Genomic DNA, 20339 nt, shown 5'->3' on the forward strand with positions numbered 1-20339 from the left:
CGGTCGTCGATACCCGGCGGATGAGCGTCGCAGGCGACAAGTTTCAGTTTCACCGCCCCCGCGGGCAACGGTTAAGTAGGCGGCCTGTCGTGGTGTTCACATGACCGGGGACGCCGGCGGCGACATGCTCTCGTGGGACGAGTCGGTGTTCCGCGACGAGTCGGTGTTCGAGATCGACCACGTCCCCGAGACGTTTCGCCACCGCGAGAGCCAGCTTGAGAGCCTGAAGTACGCGCTCCGGCCGGCCGTCCGCGGCTCCCGACCGCTCAACACGATGGTGCGCGGGCCGCCCGGCACCGGGAAGACCACCGCGGTCCAGAAGCTGTTCGGCGAGCTCGGCGCCCGGACCGACGTGCGAACGGTGCGGGTGAACTGCCAAGTGGACTCGACGCGCTACGCGGTGTTCTCGCGGCTGTTCGAGGGGATCTTCGACTACGAACCCCCCTCCTCGGGGATCTCCTTCAAGAAGCTGTTCGGCCAGATCACCGACCGGCTCGTCGAGGAGGACGACGTGCTCGTCGTCGCCTTAGACGACGTGAACTACCTCTTCTACGAGAACGAGGCGTCGGACACCCTCTACTCGCTGTTGCGCGCCCACGAGGCCCACTCGGGCGCGAAGATCGGCGTCATCGTCGTCTCCTCCGACCTGGGGCTCGACGTGATCGACGACCTCGACACGCGGGTGCAGTCGGTGTTCCGCCCCGAGGAGGTGTACTTCCCCGTCTACGACGCGACCGAGATCTACGACATCCTCTTCGAGCGCTCGAAACGCGGATTCCACGACGGCGTCATCGGCGACGCCGAACTGGAGCGCGTCGCGGACCTGACCGCCGAGAGCGGCGACCTCCGGGTCGGGATCGATCTGCTCCGCCGGGCCGGGCTCAACGCGGAGATGCGCGCCTCGAAGACGATCGCCGAAGAGGACGTGGAGTCGGCCTACGACAAGTCCAAGCACGTCCACCTCTCGCGCTCGCTCCGCGGGCTCTCGGACTCCGAGCGCGCGCTGGTCCGCGTGCTCGCCGAGAACGACGGCGAGCGCGCCGGAACGGTGTACGAGGCGTTCCACGACGAGACGGATCTCGGCTACACCCGCTACTCGGAGATCACCAACAAGCTCGACCAGCTCGGCGTGATCGACGCGGAGTACGCCGAGGTGGAGGGTCGCGGGCGCTCGCGGGAGCTCTCCTTGGCCTACGAGGCCGAGGCGGTGTTGGACCGGCTGGAGTAGCCCGACGCCTTTTCAACCGCTCCCGCACAGTCGGACGTATGAAAACGAGCGGCGGCAGCGACGCGGCGAAGCGACGCGCCGGTGAGTCGGCGGCCGAGGCGGTCGACGACGGTGACGTGGTGGGCCTCGGCACCGGGTCGACCGCGGCACACGCGATCCGGCGACTCGGCGACCGGATCGACTCCGGCCTCCACGTCCGGGGCGTGCCGACCTCCTTCGCGAGCCGCGAGCTCGCGGCCGACCGCGGGATCCCGCTGCTCGATCTCGACGAGGCGGTCGGTCCGGACGCGCCGGGGATCGACGTGGCGATCGACGGGGCGGATCAGATCGCGGTCGGCGCGGCGGGTCGGGTGGCGACCGGCGCCGAAGGAGGCGGCGACCCGACCGCCGCCCCCCTCATAAAGGGCGGCGGGGCCGCACACGCCCGCGAGAAGCTGGTCGACGCGGCGGCCGACCGCTTCCTCGTCGTCGCGGACCCCTCGAAGGAAGCGCCGGTGCTCGACCGGTCCGTTCCGGTGGAGGTGCTTCCCGCCGGGCGCTCCGCGGTCGCGGAGGCTGTTCGGGCGGCCGGCGGCGAGCCGACGCTGCGGCGCGCGGAGCGGAAAGACGGACCGGTCGTCACGGACAACGGGAACCTCGTGCTCGACTGCGCGTTCGGCGAGATCGCCGACCCGGAGGCGCTGGCGGCGACCCTCTCGGCGACGCCCGGCGTCGTCGAGCACGGGCTCTTCGTCGGGCTCGCGGACGAGATCCACGTCGGGACGGAGACGGGTGTGCGGGTCACGGAGCGGAGCGGCGGCTCGGGCGAATAGCCGCGTCGCTTCTCGGTCGGCAGTCGGCAAAAAATGAAGAACGGAAAACGCGTCCGTCTTAGAGGTCGCGAGGCTGGACCGTCTTCCGGTCGTTGGCCTCGGCGCGGCGGGCGGCGTCTTCGAGCAGCTCGTCCACTTCGTCGTCCAGCGCGTCGTAGAAGTCCGAAGCGACGTTCTTGTCGTCCAGGGCTTCCTTGACGGCCGCTTTGACAATAAGGTCTGCCATGCAGTCGGTCGTATCCATCGACAGTTAATAAGAGTTCCTGAATTCGACCGCGAGGGGCTCCCTGCGGCCCGTTTGCGAGGGGTCGGCTGGGCACTACCTTATAAACTTTGTGAGACCGGTCGGCCGGCCGGGCGGGTCGGTCGCCGCGGACCGATAGGTACGACCCCGTTCGGCCCGCACGATCGACCATGCGCGACACGCTTGAGGCGCTCGAGGTCGGAGAGATCGGCGTCGCGGAGGCGGAGTCACGGCTCGCGGGCTACGCGACCACGGGAGCGGGGCGGGGGCGATTCGACGCCGCCCGCGAGGGACGACGGGGGATCCCCGAGGCGATCCTGGCCGACGGGAAGACGCCCGCGGAGGTCGCCGCGTTGACCACGACCGCGGTGGAGACGACCGGGCGTGCGCTCGTCACGCGAGCGGACGCGGACGACACGGCCGCAGTTCGGACGGCGATGGAGGAGTTCGAACGCGGCGCCGAGATCGACACCGCGGAGTCACCGGGTGCGACCGTCGACCACGACGAGCGAACCGGCACCATCGTCGTGCACGCCGACGACTTCGAGCGCCCGGAGCTCGACGCGACCGTCGCGGTCGTCTCGGCCGGTACCTCGGACGCCGCGGTCGCGGGGGAGGCGGCGGTCGTCGCCCGCGAAATCGGCGCGACGGTCGATCGGATCGACGACGTGGGCGTCGCGAATCTGGACCGGATCTTGGACCAGCGCGACCGGATCCGAGAGGCGGACGTGGTCGTGGTCGCCGCCGGCCGCGAGGGGGCGCTCCCGACGGTCGTCGCGGGGCTCGTCGCCGCGCCGGTGATCGCGCTCCCGGTCTCGACCGGCTACGGCGTCGGCGGGGAGGGGGTCGCGGCGCTGGAGGGCGCGCTCCAGTCCTGTTCGGTGCTCACGACGGTGAACGTCGACGCCGGGTTCGTCGCCGGCGCGCAGGCGGGGCTGATCGCGAGAGCGGTCGACGCGGCCGGACGCGACTAGGGTTTATAAGTGATTTTCCGGAATCTGACGGGGGTGAGAAAGGGTATTTGTTCGTCGAGCCCCTGCGATCTTCCGCCGGTGGAGACCGGTACCAAATGCCACGCTGTGACCACTGCGGGTCGCACGTCTCGGACCGCTTCGCGCGCGTGTTCGCGGACGAGTACGGTGACCTCAACGCCTGTCCGGAGTGTTCCGCCAACGCGGGGATCGCGGAGGTCGCTCGGGAACGCGGCCGAACCGGAGATTAGCGCACACCGTCGGATCGCGACCGACCGCGCCGAACCCGTACCGCCTTAGCACCCGGAGCACAATCCGCACCCGTGTCGGACCATCACGTGTACGTCATCGAGTGCGCCGACGGCACCCTCTACACCGGCTACACCACCGACGTAGAGCGGCGCGTCGCCGAGCACGACGCGGGCGAGGGCGCCAAGTACACCCGCGGCCGGACCCCGGTAACGCTGCGCCACGTCGAGTCGTTCGACTCGAAGTCGGCCGCGATGTCGCGCGAACACGCGATAAAGTCCCTGTCGCGCGCCGAGAAGGAGCGTCTGATCGGCGACGCGTAGGCGCGGAGCCGTGGGGCGGAGCTACTCGACGAGCCGCTCGATCTCCGTGACGAGGATGCCGGTGGCGCCCACCGACTTCAGCTCCGAGATCGTCGCGAACACGTCGCGCTCCTCGACGACGGCGTGGACCGCGACCATGCCGTTCCCGTTCTCGTCGGCCTCGACGTTCATCACGGTCGGCCCGCCGAGCCCGGGTATCACGTCTTTCACCTCGTCGAGCCGCTGTTTGGGGGCGTTCATCATCAGGTACCGTCGCCCGTCGGCCGCGAGCACGGACTCGAAGGCGGTCAACACCTGCCCGACCTTCGGATCGTCGACCACGTCGGGGCGGGCGAACAGCCGCACCGAGGAGTCGAGCACGTCGTCGATCACGGCGAGCCGGTTCACCTTCAGGGTCGTCCCCGTGGAGGTGATGTCGACGATGGCGTCGGCCATGTCGACGTGGGGAGTGAGCTCGGTCGCGCCGGTGACGGTGACCACGTCGGCGTCGACGTCCACCCGGTCGAGGTAGTCGCGGGTGACCGCCGGGAACTCGGTGGCGACCGTCCCGCCGGCGAGATCCGCGACGCGCTCGATGTCGCCGTCTTCGGGGGCGGCGAGGACGAGCTTACAGGAGCCGTACCCCAGATCGAGCAGGTCGACGAGGTCGTCGTCGGCCGCCGCGCTCGCCGAGTCGGCGACGCCGCCGGACTCCGCGGCCTGATCGAGGCCCGTGATCCCCACGTCGGCCGCGCCGTCGCGGACGTACTCGGGGATGTCCGCCGCGCGCGCGAACAGCACCGTCACGTCGGGGTCGACGGTGTCGGCGTACAGCTGGCGGTCGGCGGTCTCCTCGACGTGGAGCCCCGCGCGCTCTAACAGCGAGAGCGTCGGATCGTGCAGGCGGCCCTTGTTGGGGACGGCGATGCGCATACTCGACGACTCGCGGGGCGACGGGGAAACGTTTTCGTCCGGAAGCCGGGGCGGGTGTCGGCGCGAAATCGCTTCATCTTGACAGTGCGGTCGGCGCGTGCCTCCGAGTGGCCGCCACTGGCGGCCGCGAGGAGCGCGTGCGAGGGAGTCAGTCGCCGGAGCGAAGCGACGGCGACTGACGAGGCTGGGGAGGCGTGAGGCCGCGGAGCTGTGCGTGCCCGCGAGCAAAGCGAGCGGGAGCACGGAGGTCGCAGCCCGCGCAGCGAAGCGAGCAGGAACGTCTTCCGGAGGGGTGGGACTCAAAGGGGCAGCCGCGAGGGCGAAGCACGGCGACGTAAGTACCGCAGGGAGCGAATGAAGTGAGCGACCGAGGAACGCAACGAGCCGCGCGAGCCCTCGCGGCTGGGGCTTTGGCGGAGTACACCGTCGCTCCGGCGTGAGTCTCTTATAAGAGAGTAGTCGGCGTTTCAGAGACGGCTGTGACCCCTCGATCTACGCGCTCTCGTCCCGAAACCGACGAGCGTCGACCTCGACGGAGAGGTCGTCGAAGTCGTCGTCTGCCCCGACGACGAGCGTCGCGTCCCGTTCGCGGGCGAGCGCGACGGCGTACGCGTCGGCGAGCGAGATGTCTCCGTTGGCCTTCACCTCGGCCGCCAGCCGCCACTTTGCCGATTCGATCGCCAGCCCTCGTCGTTCGAGCGCGCGGAGGTCCCGATCGGCTTCCCGAAGCGATGCGTCAGTCGGGGTGTCGTCGACGCCCTCGAACCGGGAGACGAGGTAGAACACTTCCCCGGCGTTCGTCTCGGCGAGCGCCCCCGCCGACTCGCCGGCGAACACCTCGTCGAGCAGCCGGGCGACCGCTTCGTGACCGGGCTCCCCGTAGAGGTACGCGACGACCGCCTCGGTGTCGAAGACGTAGCCGCTCATTCGTCCTCAGACGGACGGAGCCGGGCGGCCCGCTCCGCCTCCCGGCCCTTCTCGTCCTCTTTCAGTTCCCGAACCCGTTCTATCGCCGCTCCGCGCTCGTGCTCGTCGGCGTGGATCCCGTGGAGCTTTTCCGGCGAGGGCACCGGCTCGATGACGATCCGCCCCTCGTCCTCGTAAATGAACACCTCACCGGGCGCCTCGATCCCAAACTTCTCGCGGAGACCCTTCGGGATCGTGGCCTGCCCCTTCTGCGAGACGCGTACTACCGCCGGTTCACTTGTACTACTTACCATTATAAGTTGTACTTACGAATTCAGTATTACTAAAAGCACCGCCGGTCTGGGATACATTCCCTCGTCACCGACCGGCGGCCACTCCCTCGCGGACGCCGAACCGCCGCCTCACCACCCAGTACGCGACGGGGAGACAGCAGGCGAACGCGATCGGCCAGACGGTCAGCTGCGAGGCCGGATCGGGCGGTGAGACGAGGCTTCCGGTGACCAGTCCGCCGACCCCGGCGACGGTGACGGTGGCGGCGGTTCGCTCCCGCCGAGACGGGGGGGACTCGCGGGGCCGTCCGCGCCGCCACCACAGGAGGTAACACGCGATCGCGATACCCGAGACGGGCGCGAGAACGCCCCAGGCGACCGGGTGGGCGCTCCCGCGAGCGCGCGCGTCGAGGGTCACCCACGCGCCGGTCGCCACCAAAACGGCCAGGAAGAGGGCGAAGCCGAACGCGACGGCGGGGGTGAGCTGGAGGGACACGGTTCGCCGTTCCGCCCGGTCGGTAATCGATTTTTCCCTGCGAGGGACCGTCAGCGCGGGGCGAATCTCGTTCTGTGAGCCCCCTAGCCGCGCCGCTCAAGTGTCTCGCCGCCCAACGGCGCGTATCGTGAGCGACGCCGACTCCCCCCTCTCGGAGGACCGCCCGACCGTCGACCGCCCGCTCCGCGTCGACGCCCCGTTCGAGCCCGCGGGCGACCAGCCGGAGGCGATCGAGCAGCTCGTCGAGGGGTACGAGTCGGGCGCCGACAAGCAGACCCTCCTCGGCGTCACTGGCTCCGGGAAGACCAACACCGTCTCGTGGGTCGCCGAGGAGCTCGACCAGCCCACCCTCGTGCTCGCCCACAACAAGACGCTCGCCGCCCAGCTGTACGAGGAGTTCCGCGAGCTGTTCCCGGACAACGCGGTGGAGTACTTCGTCTCCTACTACGACTACTACCAGCCGGAGGCGTACGTCGAGCAGACGGACACGTTCATCGACAAGGAGATGTCGATCAACGAGGAGATCGACCGGCTGCGACACTCCGCGACGCGGTCGCTGCTCACCAGAGACGACGTGATCGTGGTCGCCTCCGTCTCGGCCATCTACGGGCTCGGCGACCCGCAGAACTACCGCGACATGGCGCTCCGCCTGGAGGTCGGCGAGGAGGTGGGCCGCGAGGAGCTGCTGGCCCGGCTCGTCGACCTGAACTACGAGCGCAACGACGTGGACTTCACGCAGGGCACCTTCCGGGTGCGGGGCGACACCGTCGAGATCTACCCGATGTACGGGCGGTACGCGGTCCGAGTGGAGCTGTGGGGCGAGGAGATCGACCGGATGATCAAGGTCGACCCGATGAAAGGCGAGGTCGTCTCCGAGGAGCCCGCGGTCATGCTCCACCCCGCGGAGCACTACTCGATCCCGGACGACAAGCTGGAGCGGGCGATCGGGGAGATCGAGGAGCTGATGGAGAAACGGGTCAGCTACTTCGAGCGGCAGGGGGACCTCGTGGCCGCCCAGCGCATCGAGGAGCGCACCACCTTCGACATCGAGATGCTCCGGGAGGCGGGGTACTGCTCCGGGATCGAGAACTACTCGGTCCACATGGACGACCGCGAGTCCGGCGACGCCCCCTACACCCTCCTCGACTACTTCCCCGACGACTTCCTCACCGTCGTCGACGAGTCCCACCAGACGATCCCGCAGATAAAGGGCCAGTACGAGGGCGACAAGTCGCGGAAGGACTCGCTGGTCGAGAACGGGTTCCGGCTCCCGACCGCCTACGACAACCGCCCGCTCACCTTCGAGGAGTTCGAGGAGAAGACCGACCGCACCCTCTACGTCTCGGCGACCCCCGGCGACTACGAGCGCGAGACGTCCGACCGGATCGTCGAGCAGATCGTCCGCCCCACCCACCTCGTCGACCCGAAGGTCGAGGTGACGGAGGCGACCGGGCAGGTCGAGGACCTCTTAGAGCGGGTCGGCGACCGGATCGAGCGCGACGAGCGCGTGCTCGTCACCACGCTCACCAAGCGGATGGCCGAGGACCTCACGGAGTACTTCGAGGAGGCCGGGATCGACGTGGCGTACATGCACGACGAGACGGACACGCTCGAACGACACGAGATCATCCGCGACCTCCGGCTGGGCAACATCGACGTGCTCGTCGGGATCAACCTGCTCCGCGAGGGGCTCGACATTCCCGAGGTGAGCCTCGTCGCCATCCTCGACGCCGACCAGGAGGGGTTCCTCCGCTCCACCACGACGCTCGTCCAGACGATGGGGCGGGCCGCGCGCAACGTCAACGGCGAGGTCGTCCTCTACGCCGACCGAATGACCGACTCGATGGAGGCAGCGATCGAGGAGACCCAGCGCCGCCGCGAGATCCAGCTGGAGTACAACGACGAGCACGGCCACGAGGCGACCACCATCGACAAGCCGGTCGGCGAGACGAACCTCCCCGGCTCGAAGACGGACACCTCCTCGGTCAGCGTCGGCGACGTCGAGAGCGAGGCCGAGGCGAAAGCGCAGATCGAAGCCCTCGAAGGGCGGATGGACGAGGCCGCGAGCAACCTGGAGTTCGAGCTGGCGGCCGACATCCGCGACCGGATCGCGGAGCTCCGCCGCGCGTTCGAGCTCGACGGCGGCGACGACGGCGTGCCGGCGCCGATGATCGACGAGTAGTCGAGCGCCTCCATCGATCCGACCGCCTCTCCCCCGGATCCGATTCTCGCGCGCCGAAAGCCACGACGACGGGGTTTTTAATTGCGACCGTCGGAGCCTGTCACATGAAGCGCCGCGCGGCGGTGGCCGGGATTCTCGGTGTCGCCAGCGCGGGCTGTACCGACCGCCTCCACGACCTCGCGGCGTCGACGCCGCGGGACCTCGCGGTCCGGAGCCGCTACGTCGACGGGAACCCGCTCGTCGAGGGGCAGAGCGTCCGTTCGCTGCCCGAAGAGCTCGTGACCCACGCCGCCTCCTTCCGGTCGAAGTCGGAGGCGAAGGCGGCGGTCCTCCCCGGTCAGCCGGAGACGATGGCGTTCGTCGAGGAGACGTCGTTCGTCGACGACGGCGGCGAGTCGGTTATCGTCGTCGCCCAGCGGCTCACCGCGCCGGAGGTCGAGCTTCGGTTGGGGTCGATCAGCCGTACGGGAGAGCGGTCCCTCCGCATCGCCGTGGACATCGCGGGCGTTCGCGGCGAGGTCGAGACCGACGACCCCGTGGTCAAGACCCTCCTCCTGCGGCTGACGGACGAGCGGGGGCCGCCAGAGCGCATCGTCGTCTCGATCGAGGGAGACCGCGCCGGCGTGACCGTCTGAGGCGGACCGGCACCGCACGGTGCGCCCACCGCCCGCATCGCGCCGGAGTCCCGGGGTCGTTTAGTGGCTCGGCGGTCTTCCGCCGGTATGCCATCTCTTCGCCGTCGCCTCGTCGGCGCCGCGCTGCTCGCCGCCGGCGCCGTTACGTTCGGGGTCGCGATCACGATTGCGCCCGTGATCGTGCCCGAAGTCGGGACCGCGTCCGGCGCCCCCGATCTCGTCGTGCCGTCGCCGGTTTCGCTGCTGGCCGCGCCCGCGCTCCTCGCGGCCGGATCGGTGCTTCTCGTCTCCGGGGGGGCCACGCTCTGCGACGCCCGGCTCTCGGCACGCGCCGCCCTCCTCGCGCCCGCGCTCGGCGCCGTCGGCGCGCTCGCGTTCGGCACCGGGATCGGCACCGAGTTCGGGGCCCCCCTCACCGCGTTCGCCGCCTCGGGGACGCTCACGGCCCTGAGCACCGGCCCGCCCGGTACGGTCGCCGCCGGCGCCGCCGCCGGCGCGACGGTGGCCCCCGTGGTCCGCGCGGCGACGACGGAGGATACGGTCGCGCTGCTCGTCGGCGCGACCCTGCTGCTCGCGTCGATCGCCGTCGGCTCCGAGTCCCCGCTCACCCTCGCTGCCGGGGGCGTCACCGGAGCGCTCGCGGTCGGCGCGCTCTGGGCGATCGACCCGGCGACGTGGCGGCCCTAACCCCGCGTCGCTACCGGAGTTGGAGCCGCCGCCGGCGCCATCGACCCGCCTCGCCGATCGGGCAGACCGCGCGAGCGGCAACTGCAGCGTCACAAAGGACGAAGTCAGCCGCGCGTGTTCGGAGCCGCCACGCCGCGATCCCTGTGCGTAACTATGCAATCTGAATTGTATTACTGAAATCCTGTTGGTAATATTTATCCCGGTGGAGCCGGAGGTGTCTGACACGGTTCGAACGGGAGACGCCGCCGATCGCGGCCGGTAGCAGCGCTTTCGCGGCGATCGGAGCGAGGCCCGCGAGTGGCAACGCCGTCGACCACGCTGCGGCGGATCGGGGTCGATCGGCTCGCGGCAGGTCGGACCCCGGACGAGCCGAGCACATCGGACACATCATGAGCACGACGACACACGACACCGCGGTTCGCGACCTGCTCGACCGGGCTCGGGCGGGCCACGAAGACGTACTGGACGACGACGAACGCGACCGGATCGCAGACGAGATCGAACGGGCGCTGTACGACGGCGCCGATCCCGGCGAGGTGGCCGAGGCGACCGTCGACGCGCTCACGGCGCGCATCGAACGCGACCCCGCCTACGACGCCGCGGCCGCGCGCGTCGCTCGCGAGGACTACTTCAGGCGGGTGACCGGCGAGCGACCGCCCGCGGCCGACGACGCGCTCGCGGCGGCGTACCGCGACTCCTTCCGAGCGGCGATCGACCACGGGCTCGACGCCGATCTGCTCGACGAGCGGATGGGGGAGTACGACCTCGATCGGCTCGCCGGCGCGATCGAGCCGCGGCGGGACGAGCTGTTCGATTACACCGCGCTCGACACGCTCGAACAGCGGTACTACCTGCGGGAGGCGGACGCGGAGCCGTTCGAGCTCCCGCAGGTCTTCTGGATGCGGGTCGCGATGGGCGTCGCGCTGCGGGAGGACCCGTCGGAGCGGGAAGCCCGCGCCGAGGAGTTCTACGAGGTGCTCTCGACGCTGCGGTTCGTCCACTCCACGCCGACGCTGTTCCACGCCGGGACGACCCATCCCCAGCTCTCCTCGTGTTACCTCACGACCGTCCCCGACGACCTGGAGGGGATCTTCGACGCGTACAAGGAACACGCCACGCTCTCGAAGTGGTCCGGGGGGCTCGGCAACGACTGGACCCCGCTGCGGGCCGACGGCGCGCTGATCTCCTCGACGGGCGTCGAGTCCACCGGCACGGTCCCGTTCCTCAAGATCTCGAACGACGTGACCGGCGCGATCAACCGGTCCGGGAAGCGCCGGGGCGCCGCGGCCGCCTACCTCGAGGCGTGGCACCTCGACTTCCCCGCGTTCATCGATCTCCGCCGGAACACCGGCGACGAGCGCCGCCGCACGCACGACATGAACACCGCGGCGTGGGTGCCCGATCTGTTCATGAAGCGGGTCGCGAACGACGGGAAGTGGACGCTGTTCTCACCCGACGAGGTCCCCGACCTCCATGACACCTACGGCGAGGAGTTCGAGGCGCTGTACGAGGAGTACGAGGACGCCGCCGAAAACGGCGAGCTCCGCCAGCACGAGACGGTCGACGCGAGCGGGCTCTGGCGGGAGATGCTCACCCGACTGTTCGAGACGGGCCATCCGTGGATCACGTTCAAGGACCCCTGTAACGTCCGGTCGCCACAGGACCACGTCGGCGTCGTCAACTCCTCGAACCTCTGTACGGAGATCACGCTCAACACGAGCGAGGAGGAGACCGCCGTCTGTAACCTCGGCTCGGTCAACCTCGCGCGTCACATGACGTTCCGCGGCGACGCCGAGACGCACCCCGCCCCCGACGACGTCGCGGTCGCGGCGCGGAGCGGATCCGAGACGGACGACTCCGCCGTCGGTCTCGGCGCCGACGGCGAGGCCGCCGAACTCGACGCCGACCTGTTCGCCGACACCGCCGAGACGGCGATGCGGATGCTCGACAACGTCGTCGACCTCAACTTCTACCCGACCGAGAAGGCCGAGCGCTCGAACATGCGACACCGGCCGATCGGGCTGGGGCTGATGGGGTTCCACGAGGCGCTGCAGCTCGCCCGCGTCCCGATGAACTCCGAGCGCGCGCTCGGCTTCGCGGGGCGGGCCGGCGAGCTGCTCGGCTACCACGCGATCGACAACTCCGCGAGGCTGGCGGCCGAGCGCGGCGCGTACGAGACGTTCGAGGGGTCGAAGTGGGACCGTAACGTGTTACCGCAAGACACTCTCGACCTGCTGGCCGACGAGCGCGACCGGGAGATCCCGGTCGACCGCGAGGAGACGCTCGACTGGGAGGCGGTCCGCGAGCGGATCGCCGAACACGGCATGCGGAACTCCAACACCACCGCGGTGGCGCCGACGGCGACGATCTCCACCATCGCCGGCACCTCGCCTTCGATCGAGCCGCTGTACTCGAATCTCTACGTCAAATCCAACATGTCCGGCGACTTCACCGTCGTCAACGAGCGGCTCGTCGCCGACCTCAAGGCCGAGGGGCAGTGGGGCGCCGAGGCGCTCGACCGGCTGAAGTACCGCGACGGCGCGGTCGGCGACCTCGACCTGCCCGGCGACCTCTCCGATCTCTACCGCGGCGCCTTCGAGATCGATCCGCGCCACCAGCTCCGGCTCACGGCGCGACGGGGGGCGTGGATCGACCAGAGCCAGTCGCACAACGTCTTCTTCCCGTCGACCGACGGCTCGCTGCTCACCGACGTGTACGAGACCGCGTGGGAGCTCGGCCTGAAGACGACCTACTACCTGCGCACCCTCGGCGCGTCGAGCATCGAGCAGTCGACCCTCGACATGAGCGAGTACGACGACACCCAGTCGCGCGGCGGGGACGCCGACGGCGGGCCCGGGTTCGGCGACGACGCGGACAGCGACGACGCCAACGACGCGGACGCCGACGGCCCGACCACCGACTCGTCGAGCGCGGCGGGAGGCGACCTCCCGACCGTCGAGGATCCGACGTGCGACGCCTGCCAGTGACGACGCGACGCGAGATCGCCCACGGTAACGACACCGGCCACACCGAACGACACCACCAACCTCACGATGCCGATACTCAACACCGACAGCCAGCACGACCCGAACAAGATCCTGCCGATCGAGTACGACTGGGCCCGCGAGTACTACCAGAACGGCGTCAACAACAACTGGGTCCCCGAGGAGATTCCGATGGCGGACGACGTCCACCAGTGGGAGAACGGCGAGCTCACCGAGGCGGAGCGCCAGCTCGTCGAGTGGAACCTCGGGTTCTTCTCGACGGCAGAGTCGCTGACGGCGAACAACCTCGTGCTGGCCGTCTACGACTACGTCACCGCCCCGGAGTGCCGCCAGTACCTGCTCCGGCAGGCGTACGAGGAGGCGATCCACACGGACACGTTCATCTACTGCTGTGACTCGCTCGGCTTCGAGCCGGAGTACATGTACGGGATGTACGACCGGATCCCGGCCATCCAGCAGAAAGACGAGTTCGTCGTCGACCTGACGCGCTCCATCGACGACCCGGCGTTCACCGTCGAGACCGACGAGGACGTCCGCGAACTCCTCCGCGATCTCGTCGGCTTCTACGTGATCATGGAGGGGATCTTCTTCTACGCCGGCTTCGCGATGATGCTCGCGTTGAAGCGGCGCGGGAAGATGGTCGGCGTCGGCGAGCAGTTCGAGTACATCATGCGCGACGAGTCGCTCCACCTGAACTTCGGGGTCGACCTGATCAACACGATCCGCGAGGAACACCCGGGGGTCTGGACCGACGAGTTCGAGGCGGAGATCGACGAGCTGATCCGCGAGGCCGTGGAGCTGGAGTCGACCTACGCCGAAGCGGCGTGTCCGCCGGACCTCATGGGGATGTCCGCCGAGGGGTTCGTCGAGTACGTGGAGTACATCGCCGACCGGCGGCTCACCCAGCTGGGCATGGACGAGCGGTTCGACACGGAGAACCCGTTCCCGTGGATGTCGGAGGCGGTCGACCTGAACCGCGAGGCGAACTTCTTCGAGCGGCAGGTCACCGAGTACCAGTCCGGGGGATCGCTGGACTGGTAGTCGGCGGCGTCCCGATCACCCCGGTCGCTCGCTCTCTGACTCCAGTTCGATGTCGCGGTCGGCCTCGCGCATCTCCGCCGCGTCTCCCTCCTGAGGCGTGAGGTCGACGTCGCGAGCCGTGTCGGCGTCGCGCGTCTCGTCGGTCCGGAGGTCGCTGTCGGCCACCGTGTCCAGCTGTTCGAGGGCGCTCTCGATGTCCTCCAGTCCGAGGAGCTTCTCCGTCTCCTCGTCGAACTCCTTGCCCTCCAACCCCTCCATCTGTTGGACGTCGGAGCCGGAGAGGGCCTTGCCGTAGCGGCCGACGAGGCTGGTGAGCTCCTGGGGGAGGACGAAGGTGGTGGACTCGCCCTTGCCGATCTCTTCGAGGGTCTCCATGCCGCGCTCGATGATGGCGCGCTCGCCCATCGACTCGGCCGAGCGCGCGCGGAGGACCGTGGAGATGGCGTCCCCCTGTGCCTCGAGGATCTGGCTCTGCTTTTCGCCCTGCGCGCGGATGATGTTGGACTGTTTGTCACCCTCGGCCTGCTCGACGGCGGAGCGGCGTTCCCCCTGCGCTTCGAGGATCATCGCGCGGCGACGGCGCTCGGCGCCCGTCTGTTGCTCCATCGCGCGCTGGACCTCCTGTGAGGGGCTCACCTCGCGGACCTCGACCGCCTCGACGCGGATCCCCCACTCGTCCGTCGGCTCGTCTAACTCCTCGTTGATGCGGTCGTTGATCTGGTCGCGCCGGGAGAGCGTGTCGTCGAGTTCCATGTCGCCGAGAACGGCGCGGAGGGTGGTCTGTGCGAGGTTCGAGACGGCGTTCTTGTAGTCGTCCACCTCGAGGAACGCCTTCTTGGCGTCCATCACCTTGATGTAGACGACCGCGTCCGCCGTCACCGGCGAGTTGTCCCGCGTGATCGCCGACTGGCTCGGCACGTCGATCGTCTGCGTCCGCATGTCGAACGCGTACGTCCGCGAGACGAACGGCGGGATGAGGTGGACGCCGGGCTCGAGGAGCTTGCGGAACTCGCCGAAGACGGTGAGCGCCTCCTTGTCGTAGGCGTCGACGATCTCGACGGCGCTGACGACCGTCACCGCCGCGACCAACACCGCGAGCGCCGCGACGCCGAACACCAGGCTCTGGCTGAGGAGGGCGAAGCCGACGAGGAGGGCGCCCGCGAGCGCCGTGTACTGCCAGACGGAGTCGGGGATGCCGCTCATCGAGTCCTCCAACTGGAAGGAGTCGCCGCGCGGACCTTGGGTTCCCATAAGGTGAGTTACGGTTCGACGCTGTTAACGGTTGCCACGAGAACGGTCGTGCGGCCCGAAAGCGCCGCGACACCGCGGAGAGCCGTCTCCGAGGAACCGGAAACGTCCGCGAGGTCCGGGCGGCTTTAAGCGCCGGGCGCGCCCACACGAGGGTATGCCATCCGACGAGGACGAGGCCAACCACGAGTTCCGCACGCGAAGCGTCCACGCGGGGTCGGACCCGGACCCGGCGACGGGAGCCCGCGCGACGCCCATCTACCAGACGACCTCCTACGAGTTCGAGGACGCCGAGCACGCCGCCCGGCTGTTCGGGTTGGAGGAGGCGGGCAACGTCTACTCGCGGATCATGAACCCGACGAACGCCGCCCTCGAAGAGCGGATCGCCTCGCTCGAAAACGGCGTGGGCGCGGTCGCCACCGCGTCGGGGATGGCAGCGCTCGATCTGGCGACGTTCATGCTCGCGTCCGCGGGCGACAACATCGTCTCCTCGTCGGCGCTGTACGGCGGCACCTACACGTACTTCACCCACTCCGTCGAACGGCGCGGGGTCTCGACCCGGTTCGTCGACCCGCTCGACTACGAGGGGTACGCCGACGCGATCGACGAGGACACCGCCTACGTCCACCTCGAAACCATCGGCAACCCCGCCCTCGTCACCCCGGACATCGAGCGGATCGCCGACATCGCCCACGAGCACGGCGCCCCGCTGTTCGTCGACAACACGTTCGCGACGCCCTACCTCTGCCGCCCGCTCGACCACGGCGCGGACCTCGTCTGGGAGTCGACGACGAAGTGGCTCACGGGTAACGGCACCACGGTCGGCGGGGTCCTCGTCGACGGCGGGTCGTTCCCCTGGAGCGACTACGCCGAGAAGTACCCGGAGATCGCCCAGGACAACCCCGCGTACCACGGGATCAACTTCGTCGAGGCGTTCGGCGACGCGGCGTTCACCTTCGCGGCGACGACGCGCGGCCTCCGCGATCTGGGCGATCAGCAGTCGCCGTTCGACGCGTGGAACACACTCCAACAGACCGAGTCGCTCCCGCTGCGGATGGACCGCCACTGCGAGAACGCCGGCATCGTCGCCGAGTACCTCGAGGAGCACGGGGACGTGGCGTGGGTGAACTACCCGGGACTGGAGAGCCACGAGACCCATGAGGAGGCGAGCGAGTACCTAGAGGGCGGCTACGGCGGCATGATCACCTTCGGGCTGGAGGGCGGCTACGAGGCCGCGAAGGGGACCGTCGAGAACGCCGACCTCGCCTCGCTGCTCGCGAACGTCGGCGACGCGAAGACGCTTGTCATCCACCCGGCCTCGACGACCCACCAGCAGCTCACCGAGGAGGAACAGGAGGCCGCCGGCGTCACCGCCGACATGGTGCGGCTCTCCGTCGGCATCGAAGACCCCGCAGACATCGTCGCCGACCTCGAAGCGGCGATCGAGCGCGCGACGGCGTAAGCGGCCGCGCGGCGATCGTCGTCAGTTACAGGTCGTCCGTGTCGAACTTCCAGAGGCCGAGCAGCGGCGGTGCGATCGTCCAGAACACGAGCATCGACACCGCCGAGATCTGCTGGTTGACGGTCTCCCCCGAGAGCAGCTGCTCGCCGAGGAAGGCGCTGGACAGCAGCTCGACGCCGGTCGTCGGGTTGGCGACCCGCAGGAACACGCTCACCTGCCGTTGCGAGACCGGCAGCGGATCGATCAGGCCGCTCGCGGCGTCGAGGAACTGGCCGGTGACGGCGCCCCACAGCAACACGAACAGGACGTAGATCGCGACGCCCCCGATCAGCGCGCGGCGCTGCGTCTCCGCGGCCGCCGAACAGCCGACCGCGATCGCGACGAAGACGACGCCGAGCACCGCGGCGAAGACGGTGTAACCGAGGAACGCGCCCACGTTGAACGTCGCGAGCGCCCCGGTCTGCGCGAGCGCGAACAGCACGAGTCCGGGCAGCAGGAAGCCGGTGAGCACCGCGAGCGACAGCGCGGCGCCCCGCCCGACCACCTTCCCGAACACCACGTCTGCGCGGGAGTGCGGCAGCGACAGGAGCAGCTTCAGCGACCCCGACTCGCGCTCGCCGCTGACGGCGTTGTACCCCACGACGACGCCGACGAGCGGGACGAGCGTCGTCACGAGGAAGGGGCCGACGAAGAAGCGCAACAGCAGCTCGGTCGCGAACTGCTCGCCGCCCTGTCCGCCCGGCCTGACGACGACGGCGAACGCCGCGACGAGCAGCGAGAACAGCGCCGCGAGGGCCAACATCCCGCGGGAGCGCACCGCGTCTTGGAAGTCCTTCTCCGCGATGGCGGCGAGACTCATCGGCTCACCTCCTCGGTGCCGGCGTCGGCGACGCCGTCGCCGTCATCGTCGGCGCTTTCGGTGTCATCGTCGGCGCCGTCTCCCCCGCCCTCGCTCCCTCCGCCGGGCGCGTCGCCCTCGGTGTAGGCCAAGAAGAGGTCCTCGAGCGACGCCTCGCGGGTGTGGAAGTCGGCGACCGCGACCCCGGCGTCCTCCAGGGCGCCGATGACCCGGGTTTTCGCGCCGTCGGCACAGCTCACGACGAGCGCGTCGCCGTCGCGGTCGACGCGGCTCACGCCGTCGAGGTCGCGGACCGCGTCGACGGCCGCGTCGCTCGCGCCGTCCGCGCCGCCGATCGCGATCTCCAGCGTCTCCTCGCCGCCGACGGCCTCGCGGAGCCCCTCCACGGAGTCCTCGGCGACGAGCTCCCCCTCGCGGAGGATGCCGACGCGGTCGCAGACGGCCTCGACCTGTTCGAGGATGTGCGAGGAGAAGAAGACGGTCGCGCCGCGGTCGGCCTCGGTCCGGACGATCTCGCGCATCTCCTTCGCGCCCGCCGGGTCCAGCCCGGAGGAGGGCTCGTCGAGGATGAGCAGGTCGGGCGCGCCCGCGAGCGCCATGGCGAGCGCGAGCCGCTGACGCATCCCCTTCGAGTAGCCGCCGGCCTTGCGGTCGGCGTCGTCGAGGAGTCCCACGCGGTCGAGGAGGGCGTCCGGGTCGTCGTCGGCCTCTTTCGATCGGACCGCGAATTCGACGTGTTTCCGCCCCGAAAGCCGGTCGTACACCGCGAATCCGTCGGGGAGCACGCCGGTCCGCCGGCGGATCGCGACGCCGTCGGCAGTGGCGTCCTGATCGAGCACGCGAACCGTCCCCTCGGTCGGCCGGACCAGGTCGAGCACCATGTCGATGGTCGTCGACTTGCCGGCGCCGTTCGGGCCGAGGAACCCGTACACCTCACCCTCCTCCACGGTGAGATCGAGGCCGCGAACGGCCGTGACGTCGGCGAACTCCTTCGTCACGCCCCGCAGTTCGATGGCGGTCATACCGCCCCGTTGCCGCGTCGCCCGATAAAGGGTTGTGGGACGGACCGAGGCGGAGAGCAGCCGGAGCGGCGGGTCGCGACCACCGCCGGCGCCCGTCGGAACCGGCCGATAGTTCGGTCGTGCTGTATGACAGAATTTCTACATTTTGGGGGAAAACACAGCTAACGTATATTATAATGATTTTTTATATTTCTCTGTCAGATCTCGACTACACAACGCGTCAAATCCCTCAAAAAAAGCATTTTCAAGAGTGGAGAAGCGTCTTCGCAAATTTTAATTAATTATATTTTCGATGGTAGATCGGATGATACCGCCTCTAATCCAATCGAACGTACAATTCGCACACAGTCCACTGTTAACGTTCATTATCGGCTTAGCGATCGTCATCGCGCTGCTCGTCTGGCTGGACCTCCCGGCGTTCATCGGGCTGATCATCTCGGCGTTCCTCGTCGGGGTCGTCAACACGTTCTTCGTCCAGGACTTCAGCGCCGCTGACGCGGGGGGACAAGTCGCGACCGCCTTCGGGAACGGGATGACGGGGATCGGGATCCCCATCCTGATGGCCGCGGTCATCGGCAAGGGGATGTTGGAGAGCGGTGCCGCGCAGCGAATCGTCCGCGGGTTCCAGGGGGCGCTCGGCGAGAGCAACTCGGACATCGCGCTGCTCGGAAGCAGTTCGGTGCTTGCGGTTCCGGTGTTCTTCGACAGCGTGTTCTATCTGATGGCACCGCTCGCGCGGTCGATGCGGGCGCGCATCGGTCGCGACTACACGCTGTTCATCGTGGTCGTCGGTACCGGTGCGGCGACGACGCACGTGTTCGTCCCGCCGACGCCCGGCCCGCTCGCGGTCGCGGACCAGATCGGAAGCAACCTGTTCACCACGATCATCGTCGGGCTGGTGACCGCCATCCCGGCGGCGATCGTCTCCGGACTCGTGTACGGGCGCTGGATCAACAGCCGACTCGACATCCCGCTGCGCGACACGATGGCGACGTCGACCGAGGAGCTGCAGGAGGTCGCCGACCGCCCCACCAGCGAGCTTCCGGGAGTGCTCGAATCGCTGGCGCCGATCCTGCTGGCCGTCCTGCTGATCGCGTCGTCGACGTTCGTCACCACGTTCCAGGAGGTCGCTCCGGCGCTGGCCTCGCTACAGCCGATCACCGACTTCATCGGGAACAAGAACGTCGCGCTGACGGCCGCCGCGCTCGCGGCCGCGTACACGTTCTACCGCTACGACGACATGACCCGGAGCGAGTGGAGCGACGAGCTCACGGAGGCCCTGAAAAGCGGCGGGAACATCGCCGCGATCACGGCGGCCGGCGGGGCGTTCGGCGCGCTGCTCGCCGCCTCCGGAATCGGCGATTACCTCGCCAACGCGCTGCAGGAGGTCGGCATCGGCCTGCTCATCACGGCGTGGCTCATCGCCGCGATCGTCCGCATCGCGCAGGGGTCCGCCACGGCCGCGATGTTGACCGCCGCGGGGATCATGGCGCCGCTCACCGGGCAGCTGACCGTCAACCCGGCCTACCTCGTGATGGTCATCGGCGCCGGCGGGAACATCTTCTCGTGGTTCAACGACTCCGGCTTCTGGCTCGTCAGCGAGATCGGGGGGCTCACCAAGTCGGAGACGCTGAAGACGTGGACCGCCCTCACGACGATCATCTCGGTAACGGGACTCGTGACCGTGCTGATCGTCTCCTCGGTGTTCCCGCTCGTCTGACGCGACCGGGTCGACGTTCGTTCGAGCGACCCCGACGGCGAGGAACT

The 20339-nt window shown here is 69.0% G+C and carries 20 protein-coding genes; 12 read left to right on the forward strand and 8 right to left on the reverse strand.

All coding sequences use genetic code 11. The annotated features are described in order from the left end of the window. Positions 1-100: 100 nt before the first annotated feature. Positions 101-1228 carry an ORC1-type DNA replication protein gene (locus tag ACT4MF_RS11610; protein WP_099254757.1) on the forward strand — a complete coding sequence of 376 codons (1128 nt, stop codon included), beginning with the start codon at positions 101-103 and terminating at the stop codon, positions 1226-1228. Positions 1229-1266: 38 nt separating this feature from the next. Next, the gene (rpiA, locus tag ACT4MF_RS11615) at positions 1267-2040 is read left to right on the forward strand and encodes a ribose-5-phosphate isomerase RpiA (protein WP_444682717.1); all 774 of its coding nucleotides are present in this window, start codon (positions 1267-1269) and stop codon (positions 2038-2040) included. Between the two features lie 58 nt (positions 2041-2098). On the opposite strand, the gene ACT4MF_RS11620 is transcribed toward rpiA, so the two are convergent. Further along, positions 2099-2266, reverse strand: a complete 168-nt coding sequence (locus tag ACT4MF_RS11620) for a DUF1931 family protein (protein WP_004047560.1) — start codon at positions 2264-2266, stop codon at positions 2099-2101. A gap of 188 nt (positions 2267-2454) precedes the next feature. On the opposite strand from ACT4MF_RS11620, the gene larB reads away from it, so the two are divergent. The 3 genes from larB (at position 2455) to ACT4MF_RS11635 (ending at position 3827) form a co-directional block, all read left to right on the forward strand. Beyond that, positions 2455-3258 carry a nickel pincer cofactor biosynthesis protein LarB gene (gene larB, locus ACT4MF_RS11625; RefSeq protein WP_099254759.1) on the forward strand — a complete coding sequence of 268 codons (804 nt, stop codon included), beginning with the start codon at positions 2455-2457 and terminating at the stop codon, positions 3256-3258. Positions 3259-3353: 95 nt separating this feature from the next. After that, positions 3354-3506 (forward strand): DUF7563 family protein, encoded by a 153-nt coding sequence (locus ACT4MF_RS11630; protein ID WP_180271732.1) that lies wholly within the window; start codon positions 3354-3356, stop codon positions 3504-3506. Positions 3507-3578: 72 nt separating this feature from the next. Then, the gene (locus ACT4MF_RS11635) at positions 3579-3827 is read left to right on the forward strand and encodes a GIY-YIG nuclease family protein (protein ID WP_099254760.1); all 249 of its coding nucleotides are present in this window, start codon (positions 3579-3581) and stop codon (positions 3825-3827) included. 21 nt (positions 3828-3848) lie between these two features. Here the strand turns inward: ACT4MF_RS11635 and hisG are convergent, their stop codons facing one another. From hisG to ACT4MF_RS11655, 4 genes are all read right to left on the reverse strand, one after another. Next, positions 3849-4739, reverse strand: a complete 891-nt coding sequence (hisG, locus tag ACT4MF_RS11640; RefSeq protein ID WP_099254761.1) for an ATP phosphoribosyltransferase — start codon at positions 4737-4739, stop codon at positions 3849-3851. Positions 4740-5231: 492 nt separating this feature from the next. After that, positions 5232-5666 carry a PIN domain-containing protein gene (locus ACT4MF_RS11645; RefSeq protein WP_444682718.1) on the reverse strand — a complete coding sequence of 145 codons (435 nt, stop codon included), beginning with the start codon at positions 5664-5666 and terminating at the stop codon, positions 5232-5234. Beyond that, positions 5663-5959 carry an AbrB/MazE/SpoVT family DNA-binding domain-containing protein gene (locus tag ACT4MF_RS11650; RefSeq protein ID WP_444682719.1) on the reverse strand — a complete coding sequence of 99 codons (297 nt, stop codon included), beginning with the start codon at positions 5957-5959 and terminating at the stop codon, positions 5663-5665. Before ACT4MF_RS11650 ends, ACT4MF_RS11645 begins: the two co-directional genes overlap by 4 nt. A 64-nt stretch (positions 5960-6023) precedes the next feature. Further along, complete coding sequence (locus ACT4MF_RS11655; RefSeq protein WP_444682720.1) at positions 6024-6431, reverse strand: hypothetical protein; 408 nt, start codon at positions 6429-6431, stop codon at positions 6024-6026. Positions 6432-6558: 127 nt separating this feature from the next. Between ACT4MF_RS11655 and uvrB the strand changes: the two genes are divergently transcribed. The 5 genes from uvrB (at position 6559) to ACT4MF_RS11680 (ending at position 13981) form a co-directional block, all read left to right on the forward strand. Further along, positions 6559-8613 carry an excinuclease ABC subunit UvrB gene (gene uvrB, locus ACT4MF_RS11660; RefSeq protein ID WP_444682721.1) on the forward strand — a complete coding sequence of 685 codons (2055 nt, stop codon included), beginning with the start codon at positions 6559-6561 and terminating at the stop codon, positions 8611-8613. Between the two features lie 104 nt (positions 8614-8717). Next, positions 8718-9248: a hypothetical protein gene (locus tag ACT4MF_RS11665; protein ID WP_444682722.1), complete on the forward strand. Its 531-nt coding sequence runs from the start codon at positions 8718-8720 to the stop codon at positions 9246-9248. A gap of 87 nt (positions 9249-9335) precedes the next feature. Further along, on the forward strand, positions 9336-9935 hold the full coding sequence (locus tag ACT4MF_RS11670) for a hypothetical protein (RefSeq protein WP_444682723.1): 600 nt from the start codon (positions 9336-9338) through the stop codon (positions 9933-9935). A gap of 389 nt (positions 9936-10324) precedes the next feature. Continuing rightward, positions 10325-12922 carry a ribonucleoside-diphosphate reductase subunit alpha gene (locus ACT4MF_RS11675; protein WP_444682724.1) on the forward strand — a complete coding sequence of 866 codons (2598 nt, stop codon included), beginning with the start codon at positions 10325-10327 and terminating at the stop codon, positions 12920-12922. A gap of 66 nt (positions 12923-12988) precedes the next feature. After that, a complete protein-coding gene (locus ACT4MF_RS11680) occupies positions 12989-13981 on the forward strand; it encodes a ribonucleotide-diphosphate reductase subunit beta (protein ID WP_444682725.1) in 993 nt (330 codons plus the stop codon). Between the two features lie 15 nt (positions 13982-13996). Here ACT4MF_RS11680 and ACT4MF_RS11685 read toward each other — a convergent pair whose 3' ends face one another. Continuing rightward, the gene (locus ACT4MF_RS11685; protein ID WP_099254770.1) at positions 13997-15232 is read right to left on the reverse strand and encodes an SPFH domain-containing protein; all 1236 of its coding nucleotides are present in this window, start codon (positions 15230-15232) and stop codon (positions 13997-13999) included. A gap of 154 nt (positions 15233-15386) precedes the next feature. Here ACT4MF_RS11685 and ACT4MF_RS11690 point away from each other — a divergent pair, with 154 nt between their 5' ends. Further along, positions 15387-16691, forward strand: a complete 1305-nt coding sequence (locus ACT4MF_RS11690; protein ID WP_444682726.1) for an O-acetylhomoserine aminocarboxypropyltransferase/cysteine synthase family protein — start codon at positions 15387-15389, stop codon at positions 16689-16691. A gap of 25 nt (positions 16692-16716) precedes the next feature. On the opposite strand, the gene ACT4MF_RS11695 is transcribed toward ACT4MF_RS11690, so the two are convergent. Together ACT4MF_RS11695 and ACT4MF_RS11700 are read right to left on the reverse strand one after the other, a co-directional pair. After that, entirely contained in the window at positions 16717-17550 is an 834-nt protein-coding gene (locus ACT4MF_RS11695) for an ABC transporter permease (protein WP_444682727.1), read from the reverse strand. Beyond that, complete coding sequence (locus ACT4MF_RS11700; protein WP_444682728.1) at positions 17547-18572, reverse strand: ABC transporter ATP-binding protein; 1026 nt, start codon at positions 18570-18572, stop codon at positions 17547-17549. Before ACT4MF_RS11700 ends, ACT4MF_RS11695 begins: the two co-directional genes overlap by 4 nt. 304 nt (positions 18573-18876) lie before the next feature. Here ACT4MF_RS11700 and ACT4MF_RS11705 point away from each other — a divergent pair, with 304 nt between their 5' ends. Further along, positions 18877-20292 carry a GntP family permease gene (locus ACT4MF_RS11705; RefSeq protein ID WP_444682729.1) on the forward strand — a complete coding sequence of 472 codons (1416 nt, stop codon included), beginning with the start codon at positions 18877-18879 and terminating at the stop codon, positions 20290-20292. Positions 20293-20339 lie beyond the last annotated feature (47 nt).

Source organism: Halorubrum sp. FL23, assembly GCF_052439115.2.
GTDB classification, from domain to species: domain Archaea; phylum Halobacteriota; class Halobacteria; order Halobacteriales; family Haloferacaceae; genus Halorubrum; species Halorubrum persicum.